The 22281-nt window shown below is 66.5% G+C and carries 14 protein-coding genes; 12 read left to right on the forward strand and 2 right to left on the reverse strand.

The annotated features are described in order from the left end of the window. The first annotated feature begins 140 nt into the window (after window positions 1-140). Window positions 141-1136: a DUF4249 family protein gene (locus BMZ66_RS04470; RefSeq protein ID WP_092669363.1), complete on the forward strand. Its 996-nt coding sequence runs from the start codon at window positions 141-143 to the stop codon at window positions 1134-1136. A gap of 39 nt (window positions 1137-1175) precedes the next feature. On the opposite strand, the gene BMZ66_RS04475 is transcribed toward BMZ66_RS04470, so the two are convergent. Both BMZ66_RS04475 and BMZ66_RS04480 read right to left on the reverse strand, forming a co-directional pair. Further along, on the reverse strand, window positions 1176-1919 hold the full coding sequence (locus BMZ66_RS04475; RefSeq protein WP_177204591.1) for an FkbM family methyltransferase: 744 nt from the start codon (window positions 1917-1919) through the stop codon (window positions 1176-1178). Between the two features lie 164 nt (window positions 1920-2083). Then, window positions 2084-2503: a secondary thiamine-phosphate synthase enzyme YjbQ gene (locus BMZ66_RS04480; RefSeq protein ID WP_092669365.1), complete on the reverse strand. Its 420-nt coding sequence runs from the start codon at window positions 2501-2503 to the stop codon at window positions 2084-2086. A 437-nt stretch (window positions 2504-2940) separates the two neighbouring features. Here BMZ66_RS04480 and BMZ66_RS04485 point away from each other — a divergent pair, with 437 nt between their 5' ends. The 11 genes from BMZ66_RS04485 (at window position 2941) to BMZ66_RS04535 (ending at window position 22281) form a co-directional block, all read left to right on the forward strand. After that, entirely contained in the window at window positions 2941-7833 is a 4893-nt protein-coding gene (locus tag BMZ66_RS04485; RefSeq protein WP_177204592.1) for a reprolysin-like metallopeptidase, read from the forward strand. A gap of 239 nt (window positions 7834-8072) precedes the next feature. Continuing rightward, the gene (locus BMZ66_RS04490) at window positions 8073-9137 is read left to right on the forward strand and encodes a chemotaxis protein CheB (RefSeq protein WP_092669369.1); all 1065 of its coding nucleotides are present in this window, start codon (window positions 8073-8075) and stop codon (window positions 9135-9137) included. Between the two features lie 52 nt (window positions 9138-9189). Beyond that, entirely contained in the window at window positions 9190-11469 is a 2280-nt protein-coding gene (locus tag BMZ66_RS04495; RefSeq protein ID WP_092669370.1) for a PAS domain-containing sensor histidine kinase, read from the forward strand. 247 nt (window positions 11470-11716) lie between these two features. Beyond that, window positions 11717-13159: a L,D-transpeptidase family protein gene (locus tag BMZ66_RS04500; RefSeq protein WP_092669371.1), complete on the forward strand. Its 1443-nt coding sequence runs from the start codon at window positions 11717-11719 to the stop codon at window positions 13157-13159. Window positions 13160-13529: 370 nt separating this feature from the next. Next, on the forward strand, window positions 13530-15014 hold the full coding sequence (locus tag BMZ66_RS04505) for a BON domain-containing protein (RefSeq protein WP_177204593.1): 1485 nt from the start codon (window positions 13530-13532) through the stop codon (window positions 15012-15014). A 55-nt stretch (window positions 15015-15069) separates the two neighbouring features. Continuing rightward, the gene (locus BMZ66_RS04510) at window positions 15070-15927 is read left to right on the forward strand and encodes a universal stress protein (protein ID WP_092669373.1); all 858 of its coding nucleotides are present in this window, start codon (window positions 15070-15072) and stop codon (window positions 15925-15927) included. A 410-nt stretch (window positions 15928-16337) separates the two neighbouring features. Further along, complete coding sequence (locus tag BMZ66_RS04515) at window positions 16338-17420, forward strand: site-2 protease family protein (RefSeq protein ID WP_092669374.1); 1083 nt, start codon at window positions 16338-16340, stop codon at window positions 17418-17420. A gap of 131 nt (window positions 17421-17551) precedes the next feature. Continuing rightward, window positions 17552-18394, forward strand: a complete 843-nt coding sequence (locus BMZ66_RS04520; protein ID WP_092669375.1) for a universal stress protein — start codon at window positions 17552-17554, stop codon at window positions 18392-18394. 55 nt (window positions 18395-18449) lie between these two features. After that, a complete protein-coding gene (locus BMZ66_RS04525; RefSeq protein WP_092669376.1) occupies window positions 18450-19364 on the forward strand; it encodes a universal stress protein in 915 nt (304 codons plus the stop codon). Between the two features lie 102 nt (window positions 19365-19466). Then, on the forward strand, window positions 19467-19778 hold the full coding sequence (locus BMZ66_RS04530; protein ID WP_234794972.1) for a phosphoribosylpyrophosphate synthetase: 312 nt from the start codon (window positions 19467-19469) through the stop codon (window positions 19776-19778). Between the two features lie 13 nt (window positions 19779-19791). Continuing rightward, on the forward strand, window positions 19792-22281 hold the full coding sequence (locus tag BMZ66_RS04535) for a cation-translocating P-type ATPase (protein WP_092669377.1): 2490 nt from the start codon (window positions 19792-19794) through the stop codon (window positions 22279-22281).

The raw sequence follows: 22281 nt of genomic DNA on the forward strand, positions 1-22281 counted from the left end.
AGCGCGATGCCGAGTCAGAACAACGTCATGTCGAGCGCAGCCGAGACATCTCGCGTGCAGCAGTAATTCTTACGATTGGATTACTCAAGCACGCGAAATGTCTCGGCTGCGCTCGACATGACGGTAAAGCTACCCACCCAATGAAAAACCACTTCTTCCCTGTTCTGCTGCTGACTGCCGCCGCGCTGGCCAGCTGCGAAACCAACATCGCCGTGCCTACCCCATCGCATGAGCCGCGCGCCTCGGTGTTGTACTTACTGCGTAATGAGCCGACCGGCGACACGCTCAACAACCGCACCGAGGGCTGGCTGTACGCCGGCGCCAGCCAGCAGATTTTCAGCCGTCAGGGCGAACTGGGCCGTGCCGATGCGATTATCCGCATTGCTGACCAAGCCGGCCGGCCGGTGGAAACGTTTCAGGCCGTCACGGCGGCCAACAGCAGTTTCTTTAATGGCCCGGGCTACTACCGGCCGCGGCGGAGCCAGCTGGTGCAGCCGGGCCAGACCTACTCACTGCAAGCCACGGTGCCGGGCCTGCCCGAGGTGGCCAGCACGCTCACCATGCCCTTCCCCGCGGTGATTGTCAACGCCAGTCTCGCCCCGCGGCCCCAGCTGCCGGGCTCTGGCACCAGCAGCCTGGTTCCGGCCCGCCTTTCGGTCACAATTCAGGACAACGCCGCCACCACCGATTATTACCTGGCCACCGCCCGGCTGGTCGATGCGCAGGGCCGCCACGGGGCCTGGCGCCCGGTCGACCTGGACATTACGAGCCGCGAAAACACCATTGAGGTGGGCCGCTTCCAGCTTTCGCGCTCCTTCGCCGACGATTTCGACATCTCGCCCTATGCCGACACCAACGTCAACGGGCAGCAGTTCACCTTCACGTCCAACGTCGTTTACAACAAGGAATTCTGCGCGGGCCCTGCCGGTGCGCCCTGCCCCACGCCCGCCTTTATGGAAGTGACCGTGAGCACCCTCACCCCGGATGCCTACCGCTTTCTGCTCGCCAAGCGCCGCTACCTCGACACCAACGGCAACCCCTTTGCCGAGCCCGCGCCGCTGTTTTCTAACATTGCGAACGGGTTTGGCGTGTTTGGCGGCGCTACTGAGGTTACTTACCGCATTCCGCTGCCGTAGCGGGCAGCGGGGCAGCATGCCCTGGTTAAATGAGCCTTATCAGTTCGCCAGCTTCTCGGCCGGGTAGGCAATGAAGTAATAATTCAAGCCCTTCTCAAATTGCTGCACCAGTTCCGACCGCGAAAAGGCCGGCTTTCCGGTCCGCCACCGCGCCATGGTCGACACTCGCATGTTGAGGTCCGCGCTGGTCAGCAGGTCGTAAATCTGCTCCGGGCGGGTGCCGTAGTAGTCGGAAGCGCCTAGGCCGTGCTCAAACACAATAATTGGCCGGCTGGCTTTGATGATGGCCGTGGCGCCCTGCAGCACTTGCAGTTCGGCGCCTTCTACGTCGATTTTGATGAGGTCTACGCGTGTGCCAGCGGGCAGCACCTGGTCCATGCGCTCTTTGCGCACGGTGATGAGCATGTCTTCTTCGTGGGCGCGGTCGTACTTGCGCTTCACAAACCCGCTGTAGGCCGGGTTGCTCACCACGTAATTGAAAGTGCTTTCGCCCGGGGCGTCACTGAGTCCGAGTTGGTAAAAATGGCAATTCGGGTGGTTCGCAAACGTCGTTTTAAGGCCCTCGAACAACGCCGGAATGGGCTCAAAACCAAAGTGCTGTCCTTGGGGTGCGTAGCGAAGCATGAGGGCCAGCACCTCGCCTTTGTGGCAGCCCACGTCCACGCAGTTGGCCTGGGGGTGCAGCACCTTTTGCATCACTCGCTGCGTGTCCCGGTCGTACTGCTGATTTTTGGTAAAGGCAATGGGTAGGGTTTTCAGCAGCTTTTTCAGAAGTTCTTTCATATACATATCAAAGGTAGGCGGCCAAGCGCTGGAAGAGGTATGGCAGCACGAATGACAACCTAAGAGCAGCCCGGACGGAGAAAGCAAATATACCGGTCGGGTTCTCACGCGGCCCGTTTTAAGGCTCTAGCCCGGTCTTTCCCTCCTGTTGCTTCACGGGGGGCCTACTCGCCCATCAAGGTGAGGACCAGCGAGCGGCGCCCGCCGTGGTTGCGGTGCTCACCGAGGTAAATGCCCTGCCAGGTGCCCAGGGCCAGCTGGCCGCCCACGACGGGAATGGTGACGCTGCTCCCCAGCAGGGCCGCTTTCAGGTGGGCGGGCATGTCGTCGGGGCCCTCGGCGGTGTGGTGGAAATAGGGCGCCTTTTCAGGGGCGGCGCGGTTGAAAAACTGCTCGAAGTCGTGGCGCACCGTCGGGTCGGCGTTCTCGTTGAGGCACACACTGGCCGAGGTGTGCTGGATAAAGACGTGCAGCAGGCCGGCCCTCCACTGCCGTAGTTCGGGCAGCTCGCGCAGCACGTGGTCGGTGATGAGGTGAAAGCCGCGGGCCATCGCCGGCAGCAGAAGCTGTTTCTGAATTACCATGGGACGAAACTACCGAATGAGGTGGTCTGGCTAAACCGAACACCTGATTCAGCACTGTGATTTGCAGTTTCGAGGGGAGCCAGAAAGCCCGAGCTGAGCGGCGATGCAGCTAAAATGCCTCATGGGCAGGAAGTGTGAGACATTGCACTGTCCGCTCCCGCCAGACTATTCCAATAGCTAACATATACGCATCGCGAAGTGGCATGCGAAAATCGGCTGGCGGAGGTAGAGACGCAATCTGTTGCGTCTCGTCGTTGAACGACGTGAATAGCACACCTCAACGGCGTGGTCCCGGAGACGCAAAATGTTGCGTCTCTACCTCATTCTCGCAAACCACTTCCTGACCAGTATAAATAGGGACTAACATGCCTGTATTTGGTACTAGCTCAGCCGTATATTTGACCACATCCATTCCTTATTCACAGACAGTTTCCCTCATGATAAATTACTACTTACGCTACGTGGCCGACTACCTACGGGAGGCAGCGTCTACCCCCCCCAGGCCCCGGCACTTGCTGGGAATGCTGGGAGTGCTGCTGACCTTCACGGCCCAAGCGCAGAAGGAACCTGTCTCGGCAGGTTTTTTTAGCGATGACGCGGCGGCGCGGCGGGCGGCTACCACCTCGCCGTTAGCAGCGGCCCTAACGGCTGCTCGTTCCCTCACGCTTAACGAATCGGGCCTACGGACGGCCTTGGCCACGGCGCCACTCGAAGGCAGGAACGTCGGCAAACCGCTGGTACTCGTTTTGCCCCTACCCGACGGCACCAACGGCCGCTTTGAGGTGCGGGAAGCGCCCATAATGGCGCCCGCCCTGGCGGCGAAGTTTCCCGCAATCAAGACTTACGTAGGCGTGGGCCTCGACGATGCTGGGGCAACGATACGACTCGACCTGACGCCGCGGGGCTTCCACGCCCAAGTGCTGTCGGCCAAAACCGGCAGCTTCTTCATCGACCCCGCCGCGAAAACCGACACCAAGCACTACCTCAGCTTCTGGAAGCAAGCCATGCCGGGCCGCAGCTTCGCGTGTGAGGTAGAAGAAACTACCGGCGGGGCTGCCCGCACCGCGGCACCCGCTGGCGCGGCCCTGCGCACCAGTGGGCCGGTGCTGCGCACCTACCGGCTGGCGATGGCCGCTACCGGCGAATACACGGCCTTTCAGGGCGGCACCGTGAGCGGGGCCTTTGCAGGCATTGTCACGTCGGTGAACCGCGTGGTGGGCGTGTACGAGAAAGAATTGGCCGTGCGCCTGGTGCTCGTGCCCAACACTGAAACGCTGGTGTATGCCGACGCCGCCACCGACCCCTACACCAACGCCAATACCAACAACGCTCTGCTGGCCCAAAACCAAACCAACATCGATGCCCTGATTGGGTCGGCCAACTACGACATTGGGCACGTGTTTAGCACGGCCAGCGGCGGGGTGGCGGGCCTGGGCGTGGTGTGCCGCGCCAACCAAAAAGCCCGGGGCACAACCGGCACTTCGTCGCCCGTGGGCGATGCCTTCGACATCGACTACGTGGCCCATGAGCTGGGGCACCAGTTCGGTGCCAACCACACCTTCAACGGGGTGTCGGGCAGCTGCGGCGGCGGCAACCGCAACACGAGCACGGCTTTCGAGCCCGGCTCGGGCTCGACCATCATGGCCTACGCGGGCATTTGCGGCCCGGCCAACAACCTGCAGCCCAACTCGGACGCGTATTTCCACGTGGCCAGCTACGACGAGATTCAGGCCTACCTGGCCACCACCAGCTGCGCCGCAACGGCTGCCACCGGCAACTCGCCCCCCCTCATCACGCTGCCAGCCAGCGGCAAAACCTTGCCCATTGGCACGCCCTTCAAGCTCACGGCCAGCGCCTTCGACCCCGACAACGGTACCCTGAGCTACTGCTGGGAGCAATTCGACCGCGTGGTCGCGGGCGGCTCGCCCACCGATGCGCAAGTTGACGGGTTAGCCATTCCGCTGTTTCGCTCCTTCACCCCCACGGCCGACCCCACGCGCTACTTCCCGCGCCTGAGCAGCCTGGTGGCCAACACCACCGTCTTCGGCGAGCGCCTGCCCACGGTGACGCGCCCGCTGCGCTTCCGCGTGACGGTGCGCGACCAGAACAACGGCAGCCAGGGCACCATTGGCGGGGTGAACAGCAGCGGCGTGGTCACGCTGAGCAGCACCAGCACCGCCGGGCCGTTCCTCGTCACCTACCCCAACGCGGCCAGCCTCAGCCTGGCTGGGGGCAGCAGCCAGGCCATTACCTGGGACGTTGCCGGCACCACCGCCAACGGCGTGAACTGCGCCACTGTGAACATTCGCCTCAGCACCGACGGCGGCCTCACCTACCCCACCCTGCTGCTAAGCGGCACCGCCAACGATGGTTCGGAAGCCGTGACGCTGCCCAACGTGGCCACTACCACGGCCCGCATCATGGTAGAGGCCGCCGACAACTACTTCTTCGATATTTCGAACAGCAACTTTGCCATCACGACATCTGCGGCTTGCGCGGCCCCGAGCAGCCTGGCCATCAGCAACGTGACGCTCAATTCGGCGAGCCTGAGCTTTGCCGGCAGCGCGGCCAGCTACACCATCCGCACCGAGCCCGCCACCACCAGCCAAACGGTGACGGGCACTACCGCCACCCTCACCGGCCTCACGGCGGGCACCACGTACACGGTGTTTGTGCAGGGCAACTGCGGCGCCGACGGCCTGTCGGCCGCAGTCAGCACGTCGTTTAGCACCACCGCCCCGGCCGTGTGCAACGCCCCCACCGACCTGCGCCTGACATCGGCTTCGGCTACCTCGGCCATTCTCTCGTTCACGCCCAGCACCTCGGGGCCGGTGAGCTACACCGTCACGACCTCGCCGGCCACCACTACGCAAACGATAACGGGCTCGCCGCTCACGCTCACGGGCCTCACAATAGGCACGACCTACACGGTGAGCATCGCCAGCAATTGCAGCACGCCCAGCTTCAGCGCAGTCGAAACACTGACCTTCAACACCCAGCCGGCCAACGACGAGTGCACCTCGGCGGTGGCGCTCACGGCCGGGGTGGGCTGCAACTCCATCAGCGGCAACGTGCTCTCGGCCACGCAGTCGCAGCCGCCCAGCGCGTGCAGCGGGGCCACCAGCTCCTCGGCCAATGACGTGTGGTACCGCTTCGTGGCCACGGGCTCCATCTATTCCCTCACGGCCAGCAGCTCGTTTGATGCCGTGCTGGAATTATTCAGCGGGAGCTGCGGCAGCCTGAGCAGCGTGGGCTGCACCGACGAAGTTGGGCCTGGCGACGAAAACCTGCTCCTGACCAACCTGGTGGCCGGCCAGACATATTACGTGCGCGTGTTCCCCTACAACGGGCAGGCCGGTAATGGCGACTTTACGCTGTGCGCCCAGGCCCTCACCAACCTGGTGGTGAGCACGCCGCAGGCCATTGGCGGCACCTACTTCAACGTGACGGTGACCAGCACCGGCGCTGCGACGCTCAACGACAACCTCAACGTATTGGGCGTGATGACGGTGCAAAACGGAGGCTCGGTCACGACCGATGCCGTTAGCTACTACATCCAGGGCCCCGGCCGCTTTGTGCTGAGTGCCGGCGCTACGCTCATCGAAACGAATACTGCGGGCATCACAAATACAGGCTCGGGCGCTTTCCTGCTCACGGGCTTGCCCGCCATCTCGCTCAGCACCGACGCCAACTACGTGTTTGCCGGGCGCAGCAACCAGTCGACGGGCGCGCTCATGCCCCGGAGCGTGCGCACCCTCACCGTGAACAACGGCGCGGCCCTCACCCTCACCAACCCGGTTAGCGTGGCCCAGGTCGTGCGCCTGCAGCGCGGCAACCTGACGCTGGGCACCCGCCGCCTGCTGCTCCGCTCGTCGGCCGCGGGCACTGCCCTGGTCGACAACACGGGCGGCGTCGTCAATGGCACCACGGCTTCGATGCAGCGCGCCCTTACCGGCGGCGTCACCACCGGGCCGGCTTACCGCCACTTTAGCTCGCCGGTACAGGCGGTGGCCTTCGACAGCCTGCGCACGGGCGGCTTCTCGCCCGTGGTGAACCCGGCGTATAATACCAGCGCTACGCCCAGCGCGGTTACGCCCTTCCCCACGGTGTTGGGCTATGACCAGGACCGCATTGCAACGACGACTTCGAACTACAGCAACTTTGACAAGGGGTGGTTTTCGCCCGCTAGCCTGAGCGAGCCCATGCAGCCCAACCGCGGCTATACCGTGAACGCCCCGGCCACCGCCACCCCCGTGCGCTTCACGGGCACGTTCAACACGGGAGCCCAAAGCTCGGGCACCCTGGCGCGCACCAGCGCCAGCGACGATTTTGGCTGGCAGCTGCTGGGCAACCCCTACCCCTCGCCCCTCGACTGGAGCACCGTCGCGGCGGCCCAGCGCCCCGGGGTTGGCGCGGCCATGTACGTGTTTCAGAGCACGGGCCAATACGCGGGCGCTTACCGCGCGTACCTCAACGGCATCGGGGGCGCCTCGCCGCTGATTGAGGCGGGCTCCGGCTACTTCGTGCAGGTCGCAACGGCCGGCACGGCCGGTGCCGTGAACTTGACCAATGCCAACCGCATCACCACTTTTGGCCCTCAGAACGCCTTTGGCCGCTCAACCGCCGATGCCCGCCCGCAATTGCGCCTGCGCGTGGCCGGGGCGGGCCTGTCCGACGAGACCTACCTCTACCTGCAAGCGGGAGCCACGGCCGGCATCGATGCTGAGTACGATGCGGTCAAGCTCCCCAACTCGACCGGCCTGAACTTGGCGTCGCTGGTCCTGAACACCCAGCTCGCCATTCAGGGCCTGGCTCCGCTGGCCGGCACCGCCGAGGTGGTGCTGCCGCTGTCGCTGGCCGTGCCTGCTGCGGGCAGCTTCACCTTCGATGCGGCCGACCTGGCCAACTTCGGCACCACGGCCGTGTACCTGCGCGATGCCGCCGACGGCACGCTGCTTCCCCTGGCGACTGGCACGCGCTACGCTTTCACACTGGCCACGCCCACGGCGGCCGATGGGCGTTTCGCCATCGTGCTGCGGCCAGCTACGGCCCTGGCCACCCAGGGTGCCCTGGGCGCGGCCCAGGTAACGGTGTACCCCAACCCGGCCCGCACCAGCTTCACGGTGACGGTGCCCGCGGTAGCCAACGCTAGCCGCGTCGAGGCCGAGCTGCTGAATGCCCTGGGCCAGGTGGTGCACCGGCAGTCAGCCGCCTTGCCCCCGAGCGGCGCCCGCTTTGCGGTGCCAACAGCTGAGCTGGCCACCGGCGTGTACCTGCTGCGCCTGCAAACGGGAACCTCATCCGTCACCAAGCGCGTGGTAATTGAGTAACCGGCGCGACGCCAGCTACGCACTTCACACCAAAAAACCACGGCCAATTGGCCGTGGTTTTTTGGTTTAAGCAGACTTGAAAAAAAGCTTTTTTTGCGAGCAAGAGCCCCAGTCGGCGGCAGAGGTTGCAAGTAGAGCATCTCCCATTTGCGGTATGAACGGTGAGAATGCGCCGGTAAGCGACTGGTTTGCGTAAGGCTACGCACCAGCTTGCCCTGGCTTCATCTTAACTGGTTTTTATGCCCACGCCCACTACCCGCCCAACCCGACGCCACCGCCGGGACATCGTTGTTATCGGAGCCTCGGCCGGGGGGGTCTCGGCCCTGCTGGAGCTCGTCAAAACGCTGCCTGCTGACTTTCCAGCGCCCATCTTTATAGTGCAGCACGTGGCCCCCGACTCGCCCAGCATCCTGCCGCAGCTGCTGAGCTCGGTATCGGCGCTGAAGGCTCGGCACCCGCAAAACGGCGAAACCATTGAGCCGGGCGTGATTTACGTGGCCCAGCCCGACCACCACCTGCTGCTCGAAGGCAACACGGTGCTGGTGACGCGCGGGCCCAAAGAAAATCGGTTCCGGCCCTCCATTGACGCGCTGTTTCGCTCGGCGGCCTACACCTATGGGCCCCGCGTGATTGGAGTGATTCTCACCGGCTACCTCGACGACGGCACCTCCGGCCTGTGGAGCGTGCAGCGCATGGGCGGCCTGGCCGTGGTGCAGGACCCCCACGACGCCGAGCAGCCGTCTATGCCCACCAACGCCCTGGAATTCGTGAAGCCCGACTACCTGGTGCCACTGGCCGAATTAGGCAGCCTGCTCGTGCGCCTGACCACGGAACGGGCCCCCGGCAAGCCCCACCTGCCCGCCGCGCAGCTCGACCTGCTGCGCATCGAGCTCACCATTGCCAAGCAGGGCGGCGGGTTCGAGCTGGGCATCATCGACAAGGGCAAGCTCACGCCCTTCACCTGCCCGGACTGCCACGGGGCTCTCACCCAGCTCATTGAGGGCAAGCTCATTCGCTACCGCTGCCACACGGGGCACGCCTACACGGTCAGCGCCCTGCTGGGCGAAGTCACGCAGTCGGTGGAAAGCCTACTCTACCAGTCCATGCGGGGCTTGGAAGAAACCAGCATGCTGCTCCAAAACCTGGGCCAGCACTACGCGGCAAACAAGGAGCCGGCCGTGGCCGAGCTGTTTTTTCAGAAAGCCGCCAACGCCGGCGAGCAGGCCCGCGTGGTGCACGCCTCCATTCTGGGGCACGAGGCGCTGAGCGGCGATTTGCAGTTCCGGAAAAAGAAGCTGGCCTGAGCCCGCTGGCCGGTTACCGGGGCGAAATGCGTACCTTTCCTGCCTGACCCGTGTGGGCCAGCTAAGCCCTGATTTTCTGACAGTTCCTGCCAACCCCATACCCCGCGCCGAAGCCGCGGCGCAACGCCAGCGCCTCGACGCGCTGCTGCGGGACTCGCCGGCTTGTGTGGCCAGCCTGTCGGGGCCCGACCACATGGTCACGGTGGCCAATCAACTGTTTCGAAAGCTTTTTGGCAACCGGCTGCTGGCGGGGTTGCTGCTGCGCGACGCGCTGCCCGAGCTTCGCGAGCAAGCCTTTTTCGGGCTGCTCGACGAAGTGTACCGCACCGGTGCTATTTGTCATTCGCTCGAAGAAATAGCGTACCTCGACGCGGTGCACCCCAGCCCGCGGGGCCCGGTGTACTTCACGTTTATCGCCCAGGCCGTGCGCACCGCGCCGCTCGACCCGGTTTCGGGCCTGCTGCTGTTTGCCTACAACGTGAGTGACCACGTAAACGCCCGCGCCCGGACCGTGGCCACGTCTGCCGCTACCGCGCAGCAGCTGGCCGTGGCCAACGCGCAGCTGGCCACAACCAATGAAGAGCTGCATGTGACGAACGCGGAGCTGGACGCCACCATTGAGCAGCTCTCGGAAGCCAACCGGCAGCTGGCCCGGGCCAACACGCACCTGACCGCGGCCAACACCGACATCAGAAGCCACGTTACCGAACTGCACCTAGCCCAGAAGGCCCTGCGCGCCCTAAACCGCCAGCTGGAAACCCGCGTGGGCGAGCGCACCAGCCAGCTGCAAACGGCCCTGCGCGAGTCGGAGCAGCAGCGCACGGCCATTGCCACGGTTTTCGACCAGACGCCCGCCCTCATCTGCATCCTGCGCGGGCCGGAGCACCGCTACGACTACTTCAACGCCGCCTACCAGCGCCTGTACCCCGGCCGGGCACTGCAGGACAGCGCGCTGGCCGAGGCCCTGCCCGAAGCTGAGGCCCAGGGCTTTGGCGCACTGCTCGACCGGGTGTACCAGACCGGCGAGCCCTACCACGGCCAGGAGATGCCGCTGCACGACGTGGGCCCGCACGGCCCGCGCGAGCGATTTTTTGATTTCACCTACCAGGCCTTCCGCAAAAACGGCGCCGTGGTGGGCGTGGCCGTGTGCGCCTTCGACGTAACCGAACAAGTGCGGGTGCGCGAGCAGGTGGCGGTGGCTATTTTCCGGGGCCCGCGCTACGTGATAGAGTTGGCCAACCCGGCCGTGTGCGCCATCTGGGGCCGCACGGCCGACCAGGTGCTGGGCAAGCCGCTGTTCGAAGCCTTGCCCGAAGCGGCCGGGCAAGGCTTTGAGGAGCTGCTGGATGGGGTGCTGGCCACCGGCGTGCCCTACGTCGCCCGCGAGCTGCCCTCCACGCTGGACCGCGCCGGCCAGCGCGATACCGTGTACTGGAACTTTGTTTACCAGCCCCTGGTGGACCACGAAGGGCGGCGCACCGGCATCACGGTGGTGGCCACGGACGTGAGCGAGTCGGTGCGGGCCCGGCAGCTGCTCGAAAAGCTGGGCCGGGAGCTGGCCCTGGCCTACGCCACCCTGCAGGTGACCCACGTCGACACCGAGCTGGCCAACGCGGCCCTGAGCTACAGCAACACCCGCCTGACCCGTACCAACGCCGACCTGGACAGCTTCGTGTACGCGGCCAGCCACGATTTGAAGCTGCCCGTGCTCAACCTGGCCGGCCTCTTCGAGGAGCTGCAGCGCGGCGTCACTTTCACCGACCCGGCCGAGAAACAGGTGCTCCTGCCCATGATTGACAGCAACCTGCGCCAGCTCACCACCACCCTCGACGACCTGGCCGCCCTGGGGCAGATGCAGCCGGCCACCCACGCGCCCCCCGAGTCCCTGGCCCTGGAAGAGCTGGTGGCCGATGTGCTGCAGGTGCTGGAGCCCCAGGTGCGCGCCGCTCAGGCCCGCGTCACGGTCGATTTTGAAGCCCAGCCGGTGGTTTCCTACCCCCGCGCCCCGCTGCGCACCATTGTGCTGAACCTGCTCAGCAACGCCCTCAAGTACGCCGACCCCGCCCGTCCGGCCCGGGTGCACGTTTCGCTATGGCTTGATGCCGGCCAGCCCGTGCTGTGGGTGCAGGACAACGGCCTGGGCTTCGATGCCGCGGCGCTGGGCCCCGACCCGTTCCAGCTGTTCCGCCGCTTCCATGACCACACGGAGGGGACCGGCGTGGGCCTCTACCTCGTCAACCGCCTGGTGCAGGCCAACGGCGGCCGCATCGAGGTGGAAAGCCGGGTGGGCGAAGGCGCTACTTTTCGCGTCTACCTGGGAGCTGCCGCATAATTCCCCACCTGGCAACTCCCTCAAGTACGCCGCGCTTTGCCGCCCAACCATGCCCCGAGGTCGTGTCTGGGGCGTGGCTGGTGATTGAGGACGGGTAAAAATCACGGGTTCGGGTAATATCTGTCATGCCATTCGCGGCGGCAGGCGCCGAACCTTGCACCCTGCCGGAGTTGGGCTCAATTCAAGGCTGGGTACCGCGTGAGCCGGGCTAGTTGGCGAGGAGCTTTTTTACATCAACCACCCCGCTATGTCCCTTTTTACTTGGTCGATGCTACTGCATTTTATTCGGTCACGCCTGGCGGGCGCCTTGTGCGTAAGCCTGGGTTTGGCTGGGGCAGGGTGCGGCACGGCCCCGGGCCAAGTGCCGGCAGTAGCGTCCGCGCGCCCCTTGGTGGGGGTGGCGCCAGAACCGGAGCCTGTGAGCCTCCTGATTCGGCAGCAGCTCCGGGCTGTGCCGGCCGGAGAAGAGGCGGTGCGGGCCTTTTACGACAGCACCTACGCCGTGGCCTGGACGCTGCCCACGGGTAGCCTCAATCCTGATGCCCACGCCACGCTGGCGCTGCTGGCCCGCGCCCCCGAGCACGGCCTGCGCCCGGCCGACTACGACGTGGCCGGCCTCCAGGCCCTGCGCGACTCGCTCCAGCAACCAACGCTGCCCCTCCTGCAGGCCGGCCAACGCGCCCGGCTGGACGTGGCCCTGAGCCAGGCGGCGCTGCGCTTCGGCCGCGACCTGGGGCGCGGGCGCCTGCATCCGTACACCCCGACGGCAAAGGAAAAAGCGGCCGGCGCGGCCGGGCAGCCGGCCGCCCTGCTGCGGGCGGCCCTGAACCGCCACGCGGTGCCCGCCGCGCTGCTGGCCAACGCCCCAACCAACCGCGAGTACCGGCTGCTGCAAGCGGCCCTGGCCCGGTGGCTGGCCCAGCCGGCTGCACCGGATTCGGCCGCGCTCCGGCAACGGCAGTTTGAGCAGGCCGCCGTGAACCTGGAGCGCTGGCGCTGGGAGCCGCTGGCCGACTCCAGCTACGTACTGATAAACGTGCCGGCCTACGAGCTGCTGGTGGTGGCCCACGACTCGGTGGTGCGCCGCCACCGAGTCGTGGTGGGCGCGCCCGGTACCCGCACGCCCACGCTCAGCAGCCGCCTCACGCACTTCACCCTGGCCCCCGACTGGCACGTGCCCCGCTCCATTGCCACGAAGGAAATACTGCCCCGCCTCAAAAAAGATGCGGGCTACCTGGCCCGCCACAACTACGCCCTCTACGACGGCCAGGGTCGGCTGGTGAACGCCACTGGCGTGAACTGGGCCGCGGTCACGGCCCAAAGCTTTGGCTATACCATTCGGCAGTCGGCGGGCTGCGAGAACGCCTTGGGCAACATCGTGTTTCGTTTCGCGAACCCTTATTCGGTGTACGTGCACGACACGCCGCTGCGCCAGTATTTTGCCCAGCCGGCCCGGGCCCTCAGCCACGGCTGCGTGCGCCTGGAAAACCCCTTGCTGCTGGCCACCTACCTCTTGCGCCGCGAGGGCAATACCGCCCGGCTGCCCTCCGACGAGGAGTGCGCCCGCCAGCCCCGCCCGCGTGAGTTGCGCCTGGTCGGCCCATTGCTATTTACATCCGCTACGCCACCTGCACCGCCGAAAACGGCCGCCTGCGTTTCCTGCCCGATGTGTACGGCCGCGACACGGTGATTCGGCGGGGCCTGTTTGGCCCGGCATCGTAGACGGCTCAGCTATCGCCGCGCTAATCAGCACCTTGTCGGCCTCGTGCACTACTTCCTCGCTGTGTTGTCCAGCTCGGCGGCTACGGCGGCTGGCAGCAAGGGGCGGCGTAGCCGACACCTGTGCGGCAGTTGACGAATGTCACGCGATGCCGCAATTCTCGTCATGGGGCCCGGGACGGCTCTGGCAGACTTTTGTAAAAACCCTGCCAGGCGACCTGGAGCCTTGCTTCTCCGGCGGACATCCATTCGCCACCCCCGGCCAGCCAGGGCTATGCGCTGCGCTACCCCGAAAGCTACCGCGCACCCTCCCCTTTCCACCTTCCCATCCCATCCAGCTCATGAAAACGCCTTATATCCTGACCGCAACCGCCGCCCCGAGTGAAACCATGGCCGATGCCGACATCACCACGGCCATCGAACGCCTTTTCACCACCCAAAAGGGCCTGAACGAGCACGCGCTGGACGTGGCCACACACGAGGGACTGGTCACGCTGACTGGCTTTACCGACAATTTGCTGGCCCGGCAGCGGGCCGAGGAAATTGCCCTGGCCGTGCGCGGCGTACGCGGCGTAACCAGCACCGTGGCCGTGCAAACCCTCGACCTGCCCGACGCAGACATACAGCGCGACGTATGCGGCGCGCTGGCCGACGACCCCGCCACCGCCGACTACGCCGTGCACTGCACCGTGGCCGGGGGCGTGGTTACGCTCACGGGCATGGTGCAGTCGTGGGCCGAGCGGCAGCTGGTGCTGCGCGTGCTGCAGGGCGTGCGGGGCGTCACCACCTTCGTTACCGAGCGACTGACGATACAAAAAGGAGAAATCGTGAATTCTGACGCCGAAATCACCACCCAAATCCGGGAGCTGCTCGACTGGGACATTCGCGTGAACAGCGCCCTGGTGGAGGTTCAGACCCACGAGCAGGTGGTACATCTGTTGGGCACGGTGGGCACGGCCACCGAGAAGGACCACATTGTGGCCATTGCCTACCAGACCGGGGCCGCCCGCGTGGATGCCCACGACTTGCTCGTGGCCTACTGGGCGCTCGGCAGCGAGCTGCGAGGCGAAAAGTTTGCTCCCCGCGCCAACGAGGCCATCGTGAAGGCCGTGCGCGGAACCATCTACCACAACCCGCGGGTGCGCTGCTCCGAAACCCTGGTGCAGGCCCACGAGGGCGTGGTGACGCTGGCCGGCACGGTGAGCAACCTGCGTGCCCGGCTGGAAGCGGAGCGCGATGCCCGCCACGTAGTGGGCGTACACGACGTGCACAACCTACTGAAGATAAGGCCGAAGCGCCTGGTGCCAGATGCCGACATCCGCCAGACCATTCTAGCCGCGCTGGCCCGCGACCCCTACGTGGGCCATTTCCACTTCGTAGTGAGCGTGCACCAAGGCCAGGCCACCGTGCAGGGGCTGGTGGGCAGTGCGTTTGAGCGCGAGCGGGTGGGCGACGTAGCCGCCGGCGCCAGCGGCGTGCTGGCCCTGACCAACCGGGTGGCGCAACCGGGCCTTGCCGGGCCCGGCACCGGTTCGGCCGCGCATGCCGGCGGCCCCAACCCCGACCACGCCCTGGCCGGCCGCATCCGGCAGCGCCATTTCTGGTCGGCCAGCCTGCACGACCAGGACATTGAAGTGCAGGTAAGCCACGGCCGCGCCACCCTCACCGGCACCGTGGACACCTGGCCCGAGCGCCAGCAAGCCGCCGCCGATGCTTACGAAGTTGGCGCCCGCGACGTGAACAACCACCTGCAGGTGCGAACTCCGGCGGCCCCAGAATCGCAGCCTGCCGAAAGCCTTGAGCTGTTGGCTGATGTAAATCATTAACAGCGCAGCCGGGCGCGGTGCCGCGCTGGCCCCTCCTTTCGCCTAACTACTTGCCATGAACCCTGCCTTTGTCGTTTTGGTCAACCACTCCGCCGCCGCTGAGCAGGCGGCCCGCTACGCGGCCGTGCTGGGCGGGCCACTGGGCGTGCAGCTGGAGCTGGTCCACGTGTACCAGGACCCGATGCTGTTGTCTGAAATGGCGTTTGCCCCGGTGCCCTACCTGCCCCAACTGCAATCCGACGCCGACGAGGCCCTGCAGGCCCTGGCCGAACGCCTGCCGGCCGCCGAGGCCACGGTGCTGGCCGCCCCAATGCCCTATGCCGTGCAAGAGGCCATCGACCGCTTCCAGCCCCTGCTGCTGGCCATGAGCCTGAGCGCCGAGCAGGGGCTGGCCGACTACCTGCTGCGCAACCACCTGCTGCCCGTGCTGCGGGCTACCCATCATCCGCTGTTGCTGGTACCCGAAACCGGCCCGCCGCCGGCCCTGCCGCGCCGCGTGCTGGTGGCCGTCGATGCCGAGTACTTTGCCCTGAGTGCGGCCTCCCTGGCCCTGGCCCCGCTACTGGCGAGTTGGCCAGCGGCTTTTTCGGTTGTCCACGTCCGGCATATTGCGAGCGGGTTTGAGCAGCCGGTGCCCGAGCGGCTGGGCGGGTCGCTGCGCGAGCTACTACCGGTGCCCGCGCCGCTGGAACTCTGCGGCGATGCCGGCCACGACCCGGCCGCCGCGGTGCTGCGGGCGGTAGCCGACGCCCAGGCCGATTTACTGGTGCTCATTGCCCGGCCCCGCAGCTTTTTGGGGCGGCTGTTTCATCGCAGCGTCACGGCTGAAGTCCTGCGCGGCTGCCCCGTGCCGGTGCTCCTGCTGCCCGCCGACGCCCCCGACCAGCCCGACTGGATGCCGGCCATGAGTTAAGCGCGCCGCACTATTGTTTCTATATTTTTTTCCACCCCGGCCTTTACTGGTCCCTATTCCCTTTTGTATGCTGATTCCCACATTGTTGTTTTCCGCTTTATTCATCGGCAGCCTGTTCGCGTTGCGCCAGCGCACCCGCCGCCCGCAGCTGCAGCCGGTACTGCTGCCGCGCCGCTAGGCCCGAACGGGCTATTTCTAGTCCCCGATTTTCGGTTTGCCGGAAGTCGGGGATTTTTGGTTTTCGACGAGTTGGGCCGCGCAAGCCGATGGGCTGGGCGCCTTTGACAAATATCAACTGTTCCAGGAATTCTCGTCATGCCGAAGCAGGTGGCCGGAACGGACTTTTACCTACGTCCCTTGGGGGCCGGTCGGGTTGAAAAAAAGCCCTCCGGCGATTCCTGCTGCTGCTTATGAAAAACTCCTTGTTAATCGGCCGCCTGGCCGGCATCCGCATCTTTCTGCACTGGACCTTCCTGCTGCTGCTGGGCTTCCTCGTGTTTGCCGAGGTGCGCCGGGGCAGCGACTCGGGAGCCGTGCTCACGTCGGTCGGCTTCGTGCTGGCACTGTTTGCATGCGTGGTGCTGCACGAGCTGGGCCACTCGCTCATGGCGCGGCGCTTCGGCATCGGCACGCGCTCCATCACGCTGCTGCCCATCGGCGGGCTGGCCACACTGGAGCGCATGCCCGAAAAGCCCCGGCAGGAATTGCTGGTGGCCCTGGCCGGCCCGGCCGTGAACGTGGCCATTGCCCTGGTTCTCTACCCGTTTGTTGCCCCGCTGGGGGCGTTTGAAGGCATCGGCCTGAGCCACGGCACCGTGGGGCTGGGCTTTCTCACGGCCCTGTTCTGGGTGAACGTGATGCTGGTGGTGTTCAACGCCATTCCGGCCTTTCCGATGGATGGCGGGCGGGTGCTGCGCGCCCTGCTGGCCATGCGCCTGGGCCGGCCCCGGGCCACGGCCATTGCGGCGGGGCTGGGCAAGCTCATTGCCGTGGGCTTCGTGTTCTACGGCTTGTTTAATGCCCCGTTTCTGGTGCTCATCGGCATCTTCGTGTACTTCGGGGCCCACACCGAAAACGTATCGGTGCAGCACCGCGAGCTGCTACGCGACTACACCGCGGGCCACGCCATGCTGACTAATTACCTCACCCTGGCCCCCACCGACACCATGCAACAGGCAGCCAACACCTTGCTGGCCGGCTCCGACCAAGATTTGCTCGTGCTCGACCCGGCGGGCCAGGCCGTGGGCGTGCTCACCCGCCCCTTGCTCATGGCCGCCCTGCGCGACAACCGCCTGACCACCCCCGTGCAGGAGGTGATGAGCCGCGAGTTTGAAACGGTAGAAATTGGTGACAGCCTGACCACGGTGTACGCCCGCGCCCTGCGCCAGCCCAACGCCTTTTTCCCCGTGCTGGAAAACCAGCAGCTGCGCGGCATCATCGACCAAACCAACCTGACCGAGTTCCTGACCATCCGGGCCGCGCTCAGTCATTAGGAGTGATAAAAGAGCCTTCGGGAACAGTCATGCTGAGCGAAGGCGCAGCCGCAGTCGAAGCATGACTGGCTTTTCCCACTCAATTCACAAACGCCACGCACCAGTCCCACCCCACTTAACTCCGCCACGCCATGAAGCCCAGCCTGCTCGTCCTCACCGATTCCTCGCCCGCCGCCGAGCGGGCCCGCGCCTACGCCGCCGTGCTGGCCGCCCCGCTGGGGGCCGAGGTGCATCTGCTCCACGTGTACCCCACGGCGCCCACTACCGCGCGCATTGGCGAGGTGATGCGCGCCGCCAATGCCCGCTACGTGCTTCAGGAGCGTCAGGCCCTTGAAGCAGTGGCCGCCGCCATGCCCGGGCCCACCACCGCCGCCACCGTGGCGCAGTCCTGGGACGAGGCCGTGGAGGAAGCCCTGGCCCAGCACCAGCCGCTGCTGGTTGTTGCCGGGCTCACGGCCACCAATGGAATGCTGGACGAATGGCTGAGCAACCGCGCCCTGCCGCTGGCCCACGACACGGGCTATCCGCTGCTGCTGGTGCCCCAACACTTGCCGGCGGCCGCCCTGCGCCCACCCCGCTGCCTGGCCCTGGGCGTGCGCGACCAGTACTTTACCCTCACGCCCGAAGCCCTGGCCCTTGCCCCGCTGCTGGCGGCGCTGGCGGCCGCCGTGGTGCCCACCACTGTCGCCCGGCCCGATGAGCCGAACGCCGGCCGCCACGGCCTCACGGCCGCGCAGGAGTGCGGCCTCACCCCGGCCCTGGCGGGCAGCAGCCCCTACCGGGTGGTGGCCGACGAGCCGGCAGCCGGCCTGCGGCAGGCCGTGAAGGAGCTGGCGGCCGACGTGCTGGTGCTGCTCGACCCCGGCCACGGCTGGGTAAGCAAGCTATTTGGCGGCAGTGTTATCGACGAAGTGCTACGGCATACCGCGGTGCCAGTGCTGCTGCTGGCCACCCAAGAAACGGCGCGGGAGTAAACAGCTCGCTCTACCCTGCTGCTCACGACCCTTTCACCCCCAAACTCCTTAACTGATGGCTATTTCCCTTATCGTCTTCGCGGGCTTTTACCCGCCCGCCCGCCGCGCCGTTCAGTACGCCGACCTCCTGGCCCAGGCCGTGGGAGGGCGTTTGGTGCTGCTGCACGTCAACCGCGCTTCGCTGTTTGACCCCAACGACTTGGTGGCCCAGGGCTACCACCAGCAGGAGCTGGCCCGCCAGACCGATACGGCCGCCATTCTCTACCAGCAGGCCGAAGGCTTGCTCACCACCGCGACCGTGGAAGTGGCCACCGACCTGCTGCCCGCTGTGGCCCAGGATTTGGCTTACCGCTACCAACCGGCCCTGTTCGTGCTCAGCCAGGCCGATGAGGACCGCCCGGCCGCCGACCTGCTTACCTCTTGCGTAGAGATTCTGCGGGCCGGCAACTTCCCGCTGCTGGTGGTGTCGCCCGCGGCCCCGGTCGAGTACCTGCCCCGCCGAATCCTCATTGCCGCCGACCGGGAGTCATTTGCCCTGGGCCCAGAAGCCGAAGCCCTGCGCCCGCTGCTGGCCCGGCCCGGCGTGGAGGTCATCGTGGCCCACGTGTCGAGCGGCGTGGAGGATGACGAGGGCTGCGCCCTCGCGCTGCGGGCCGTGCAGGCCAGCGGCCTGGTTCAGGGCCTGCCCGTGCCGGAGCTGCGCGGCTACCAGCACGCGCACTACGCGCAAGGCATACTGGCCGCCGCTCTGGATACGCGCGCCGACCTGGTAGTGGTACTGGCCCGCCAGCGCAGCTACCTCGGCGACCTGTTTCACCGCAGCGTCACGGCCCAACTGCTGGAAAGCTGCCCCGTGCCCGTGCTGGTGCTGCCCACCGCCGCCCCGGTGCCCGTTACAGAAACGCCCGGCTTTGCCACCGCCGCCGGCTATGCCAACACCGTGCTGTCCGGCCTCACGCCGGCCTCCTGAATTGCCGGAGCACCGCTCGTCGCGCTGCCCCGGGGAGTGGTTTGGGCAGGCCTGAAAATGAGTCGGTGTAACGTTCCCCTATTTTACCTTGCCCTTCACGCCATGATGCACACGCTCCCCACGCTTTTGGAAACGCTGGCCCACCTCAAAAAAGAGGGCTATACCGAAGATTTCAACCTGCACGGGGCCTACCGGGCTAGTCAGCGCTCGGCCATTCAGCTGGCCCCCGATGAGTTTGTGGTAGACCAGCACTTCCGCTTCGAGGGCCCCACCGACCCCGCCGATGAAGCCGTGGTTTATGCCATTTCCTCCGCTAAGTTTAAGCTGAAAGGCACGCTGGTGAACGGCTACGGGGTGTACAGCGACCAGGCCGCCGACCGCATCATCCGCGCCATCCGGGCACAAACCACCTAGCCGCGCCTGCCTGATGGCCTCCTCCTCGACTGCCCCCGCGCCGGGCCTCACCGATGAAGCCGTAACTGCCGCCCGCGCCGCGCACGGCCGCAACGTACTCACCACCAATGCCCACTCGGGGCTGCTGGCCACGCTGCGCGGAGTAGTGACGGAGCCCATGTTTGGGCTGCTGCTGGCGGCCTGCGCGGTGTACATCGCGCTGGGTGAAGGGGCCGAGGCCCTGACCCTCGGGGTGGCGCTGCTGGCGGTGGCGGGCATCTCGGTGTATCAGGAAATCCGCAGCGACCGCGCCTTGGGGGCCCTGCGCGAACTGACCCAGCCCCGGGCCCAAGTGCGCCGCAACGGCGTGGTCGGCCCCGTGCCGGTAGCGGACCTGGTGGTGGGCGACGCCGTGCTGGTGGAAGAAGGCGGCCGCCTGCCCGCCGACGGCACCGTGACCGAAGGCAGCGACTTCTCGGTGGACGAGGCCATCCTCACCGGCGAGGCCGTACCGGTGGCCAAGGCCGTGGGCGACCCCGTTTTTGCGGGCACCAGCACCGCCGCGGGCAGCGTCTGGCTGACGGTCACGGCCGTGGGCGGGGACACCAAGCTCGGGCGCATCGGGCAGAGCCTTGAGGCCATCGACACCGAAAAGACGCCCTTGCAGCGGCAGGTGAGCCGGTTTGTGCTGCGCATGGCCTGGGTGGGGGCCGGCGCCTTTTCCCTGGTGTGGGGCGTCAACTACGCCCACTCCGGCAACTGGGTGACGGCCCTGCTCTTCGGCCTCACGCTGGCCATGTCCATCTTGCCCGAAGAGATTCCAGTGGCCTTCAGCTCCTTTATGGCCTTGGGCGCGGCCCGCCTGAGCCGGCTGGGCGTGCTGACCAGGCAGCCCCAAACCGTGGAAAGCCTGGGCTCGGCCACCGTCATCTGCGCCGACAAAACCGGCACGCTCACCCAGGAAGGCATGCGCGTGGCCCAGCTCTACGACGGGGCCGCCGCCCGCCTCGTGCCAGTGCCCGGCCCGCTCCTGCCTTCTGCCACCCCCGTGCTGGCCTACGCCCGCTGGGCCAGCGAAACCGAGCCCTTCGACGCCATGGAAAAGGCCATTGTAGCCGCCTTTATGGCTGCCGCGCCGGCTGCCGCCGCTGCGCCCGCGCCCATGCTGCACGAGTACCCGCTGGCCGGCACCCCACCCATGATGACGCACGTGCGCCAGGTAAACGGCGAAACCTTGGTGGCCGGCAAGGGGGCGGTGGAGCATGTGCTGGCCGTGTGCCGCCCTACCCCAGCCGTGGCTGCCGAAATTCGGCGGGTGGCGCAAGCGCTGTCGGCGCAGGGGTACCGGGTGCTGGGCGTGGCGCGGGCCGCTGCTCCCGGCCCCGATTTCCCGGCCGCGCAGGACGATTTTGCCTGGGAGTTCCTGGGTCTGGTGGCCCTCGAAAACCCACCCAAGGCCAACGCGGCGGCCGTTATTCAGGACTTTCTCGCCGCCGGCATCCAGGTCAAGATGATAACCGGCGACTTCCCCGAAACGGCCCAGGCCATTGCCCGCCAGGTGGGCCTGCCGGGGGCCGACACCCTGCTCACCGGCCAGCAAGTCATGGCCTTATCGGACGTCGACCTGCAGCCGCTGGCGGCCACCACGGCCGTCTTCGCCCGCATGTTTCCGGAGGCCAAGCTGAAGGTGGTGGAAGCCCTCAAAGCCCGCGGCGAAGTAGTGGCCATGACTGGCGACGGCGTCAACGACGGCCCCGCCCTCAAGGCCGCCCACATCGGGGTGGCCATGGGCCGGCGCGGCACCGAAGTGGCCCGGCAAGCGGCCTCCCTGGTGCTCGTGGATGACGACCTGGCCGGCATGGTCACGGCCATTGCCCAGGGGCGCCGCATTTACCAGAACTTTAAAAAGGCGGTGTTCTACGTCGTTTCCATCCACATCCCCATTGTGCTCACGGTGGCCGTGCCGCTGCTGGCCGGCTGGCAGTTTGCCAACCTGTTTTCGCCCGTGCACATCATCTTCCTGGAGCTGGTAATGGGCCCCACCTGCTCCATTGCCTTCGAAAACGAGCCGGCCGAGGCCGGCCAAATGCGCCAGCCCCCGCGCCCACTCACGGCCACCTTCCTGGCCGGGGCCGAGCTGGGCCGCAGTGTCGTGCAGGGCCTGGGCATTGCGGCGGCGGTGCTGGGCGTGTACTACTATTTCATGCGGCAGGGCGCGCCCCTGCCGGTGGTCCGCACGCTCACCTTCGCTACGCTGGTACTTAGCAATTTGCTACTCACGCTGGTCAACCGCTCGTTCACGCAGTCGGTGCTGCAAACCCTGCGCGTGCCCAACCGCATCCTCTGGCTGATGCTGGCCCTCACGCTGGCCCTGCTGCTCACCACGCTGCTGGTGCCGGCGGCGCAGCGGCTGTTCGGCTTCGCGCCGGTGCCGCTGGCGGCGCTGGGCGGGTGCGCGCTGGCCGCGCTGGCGGGCGTGGGCTGGGTGGAGGGGTGGAAGGCGGTGCGGCGGCAGCGCCCATGA

The sequence above is a fragment of the Hymenobacter arizonensis genome (genome assembly GCF_900115775.1).
Classification (GTDB): domain Bacteria; phylum Bacteroidota; class Bacteroidia; order Cytophagales; family Hymenobacteraceae; genus Hymenobacter; species Hymenobacter arizonensis.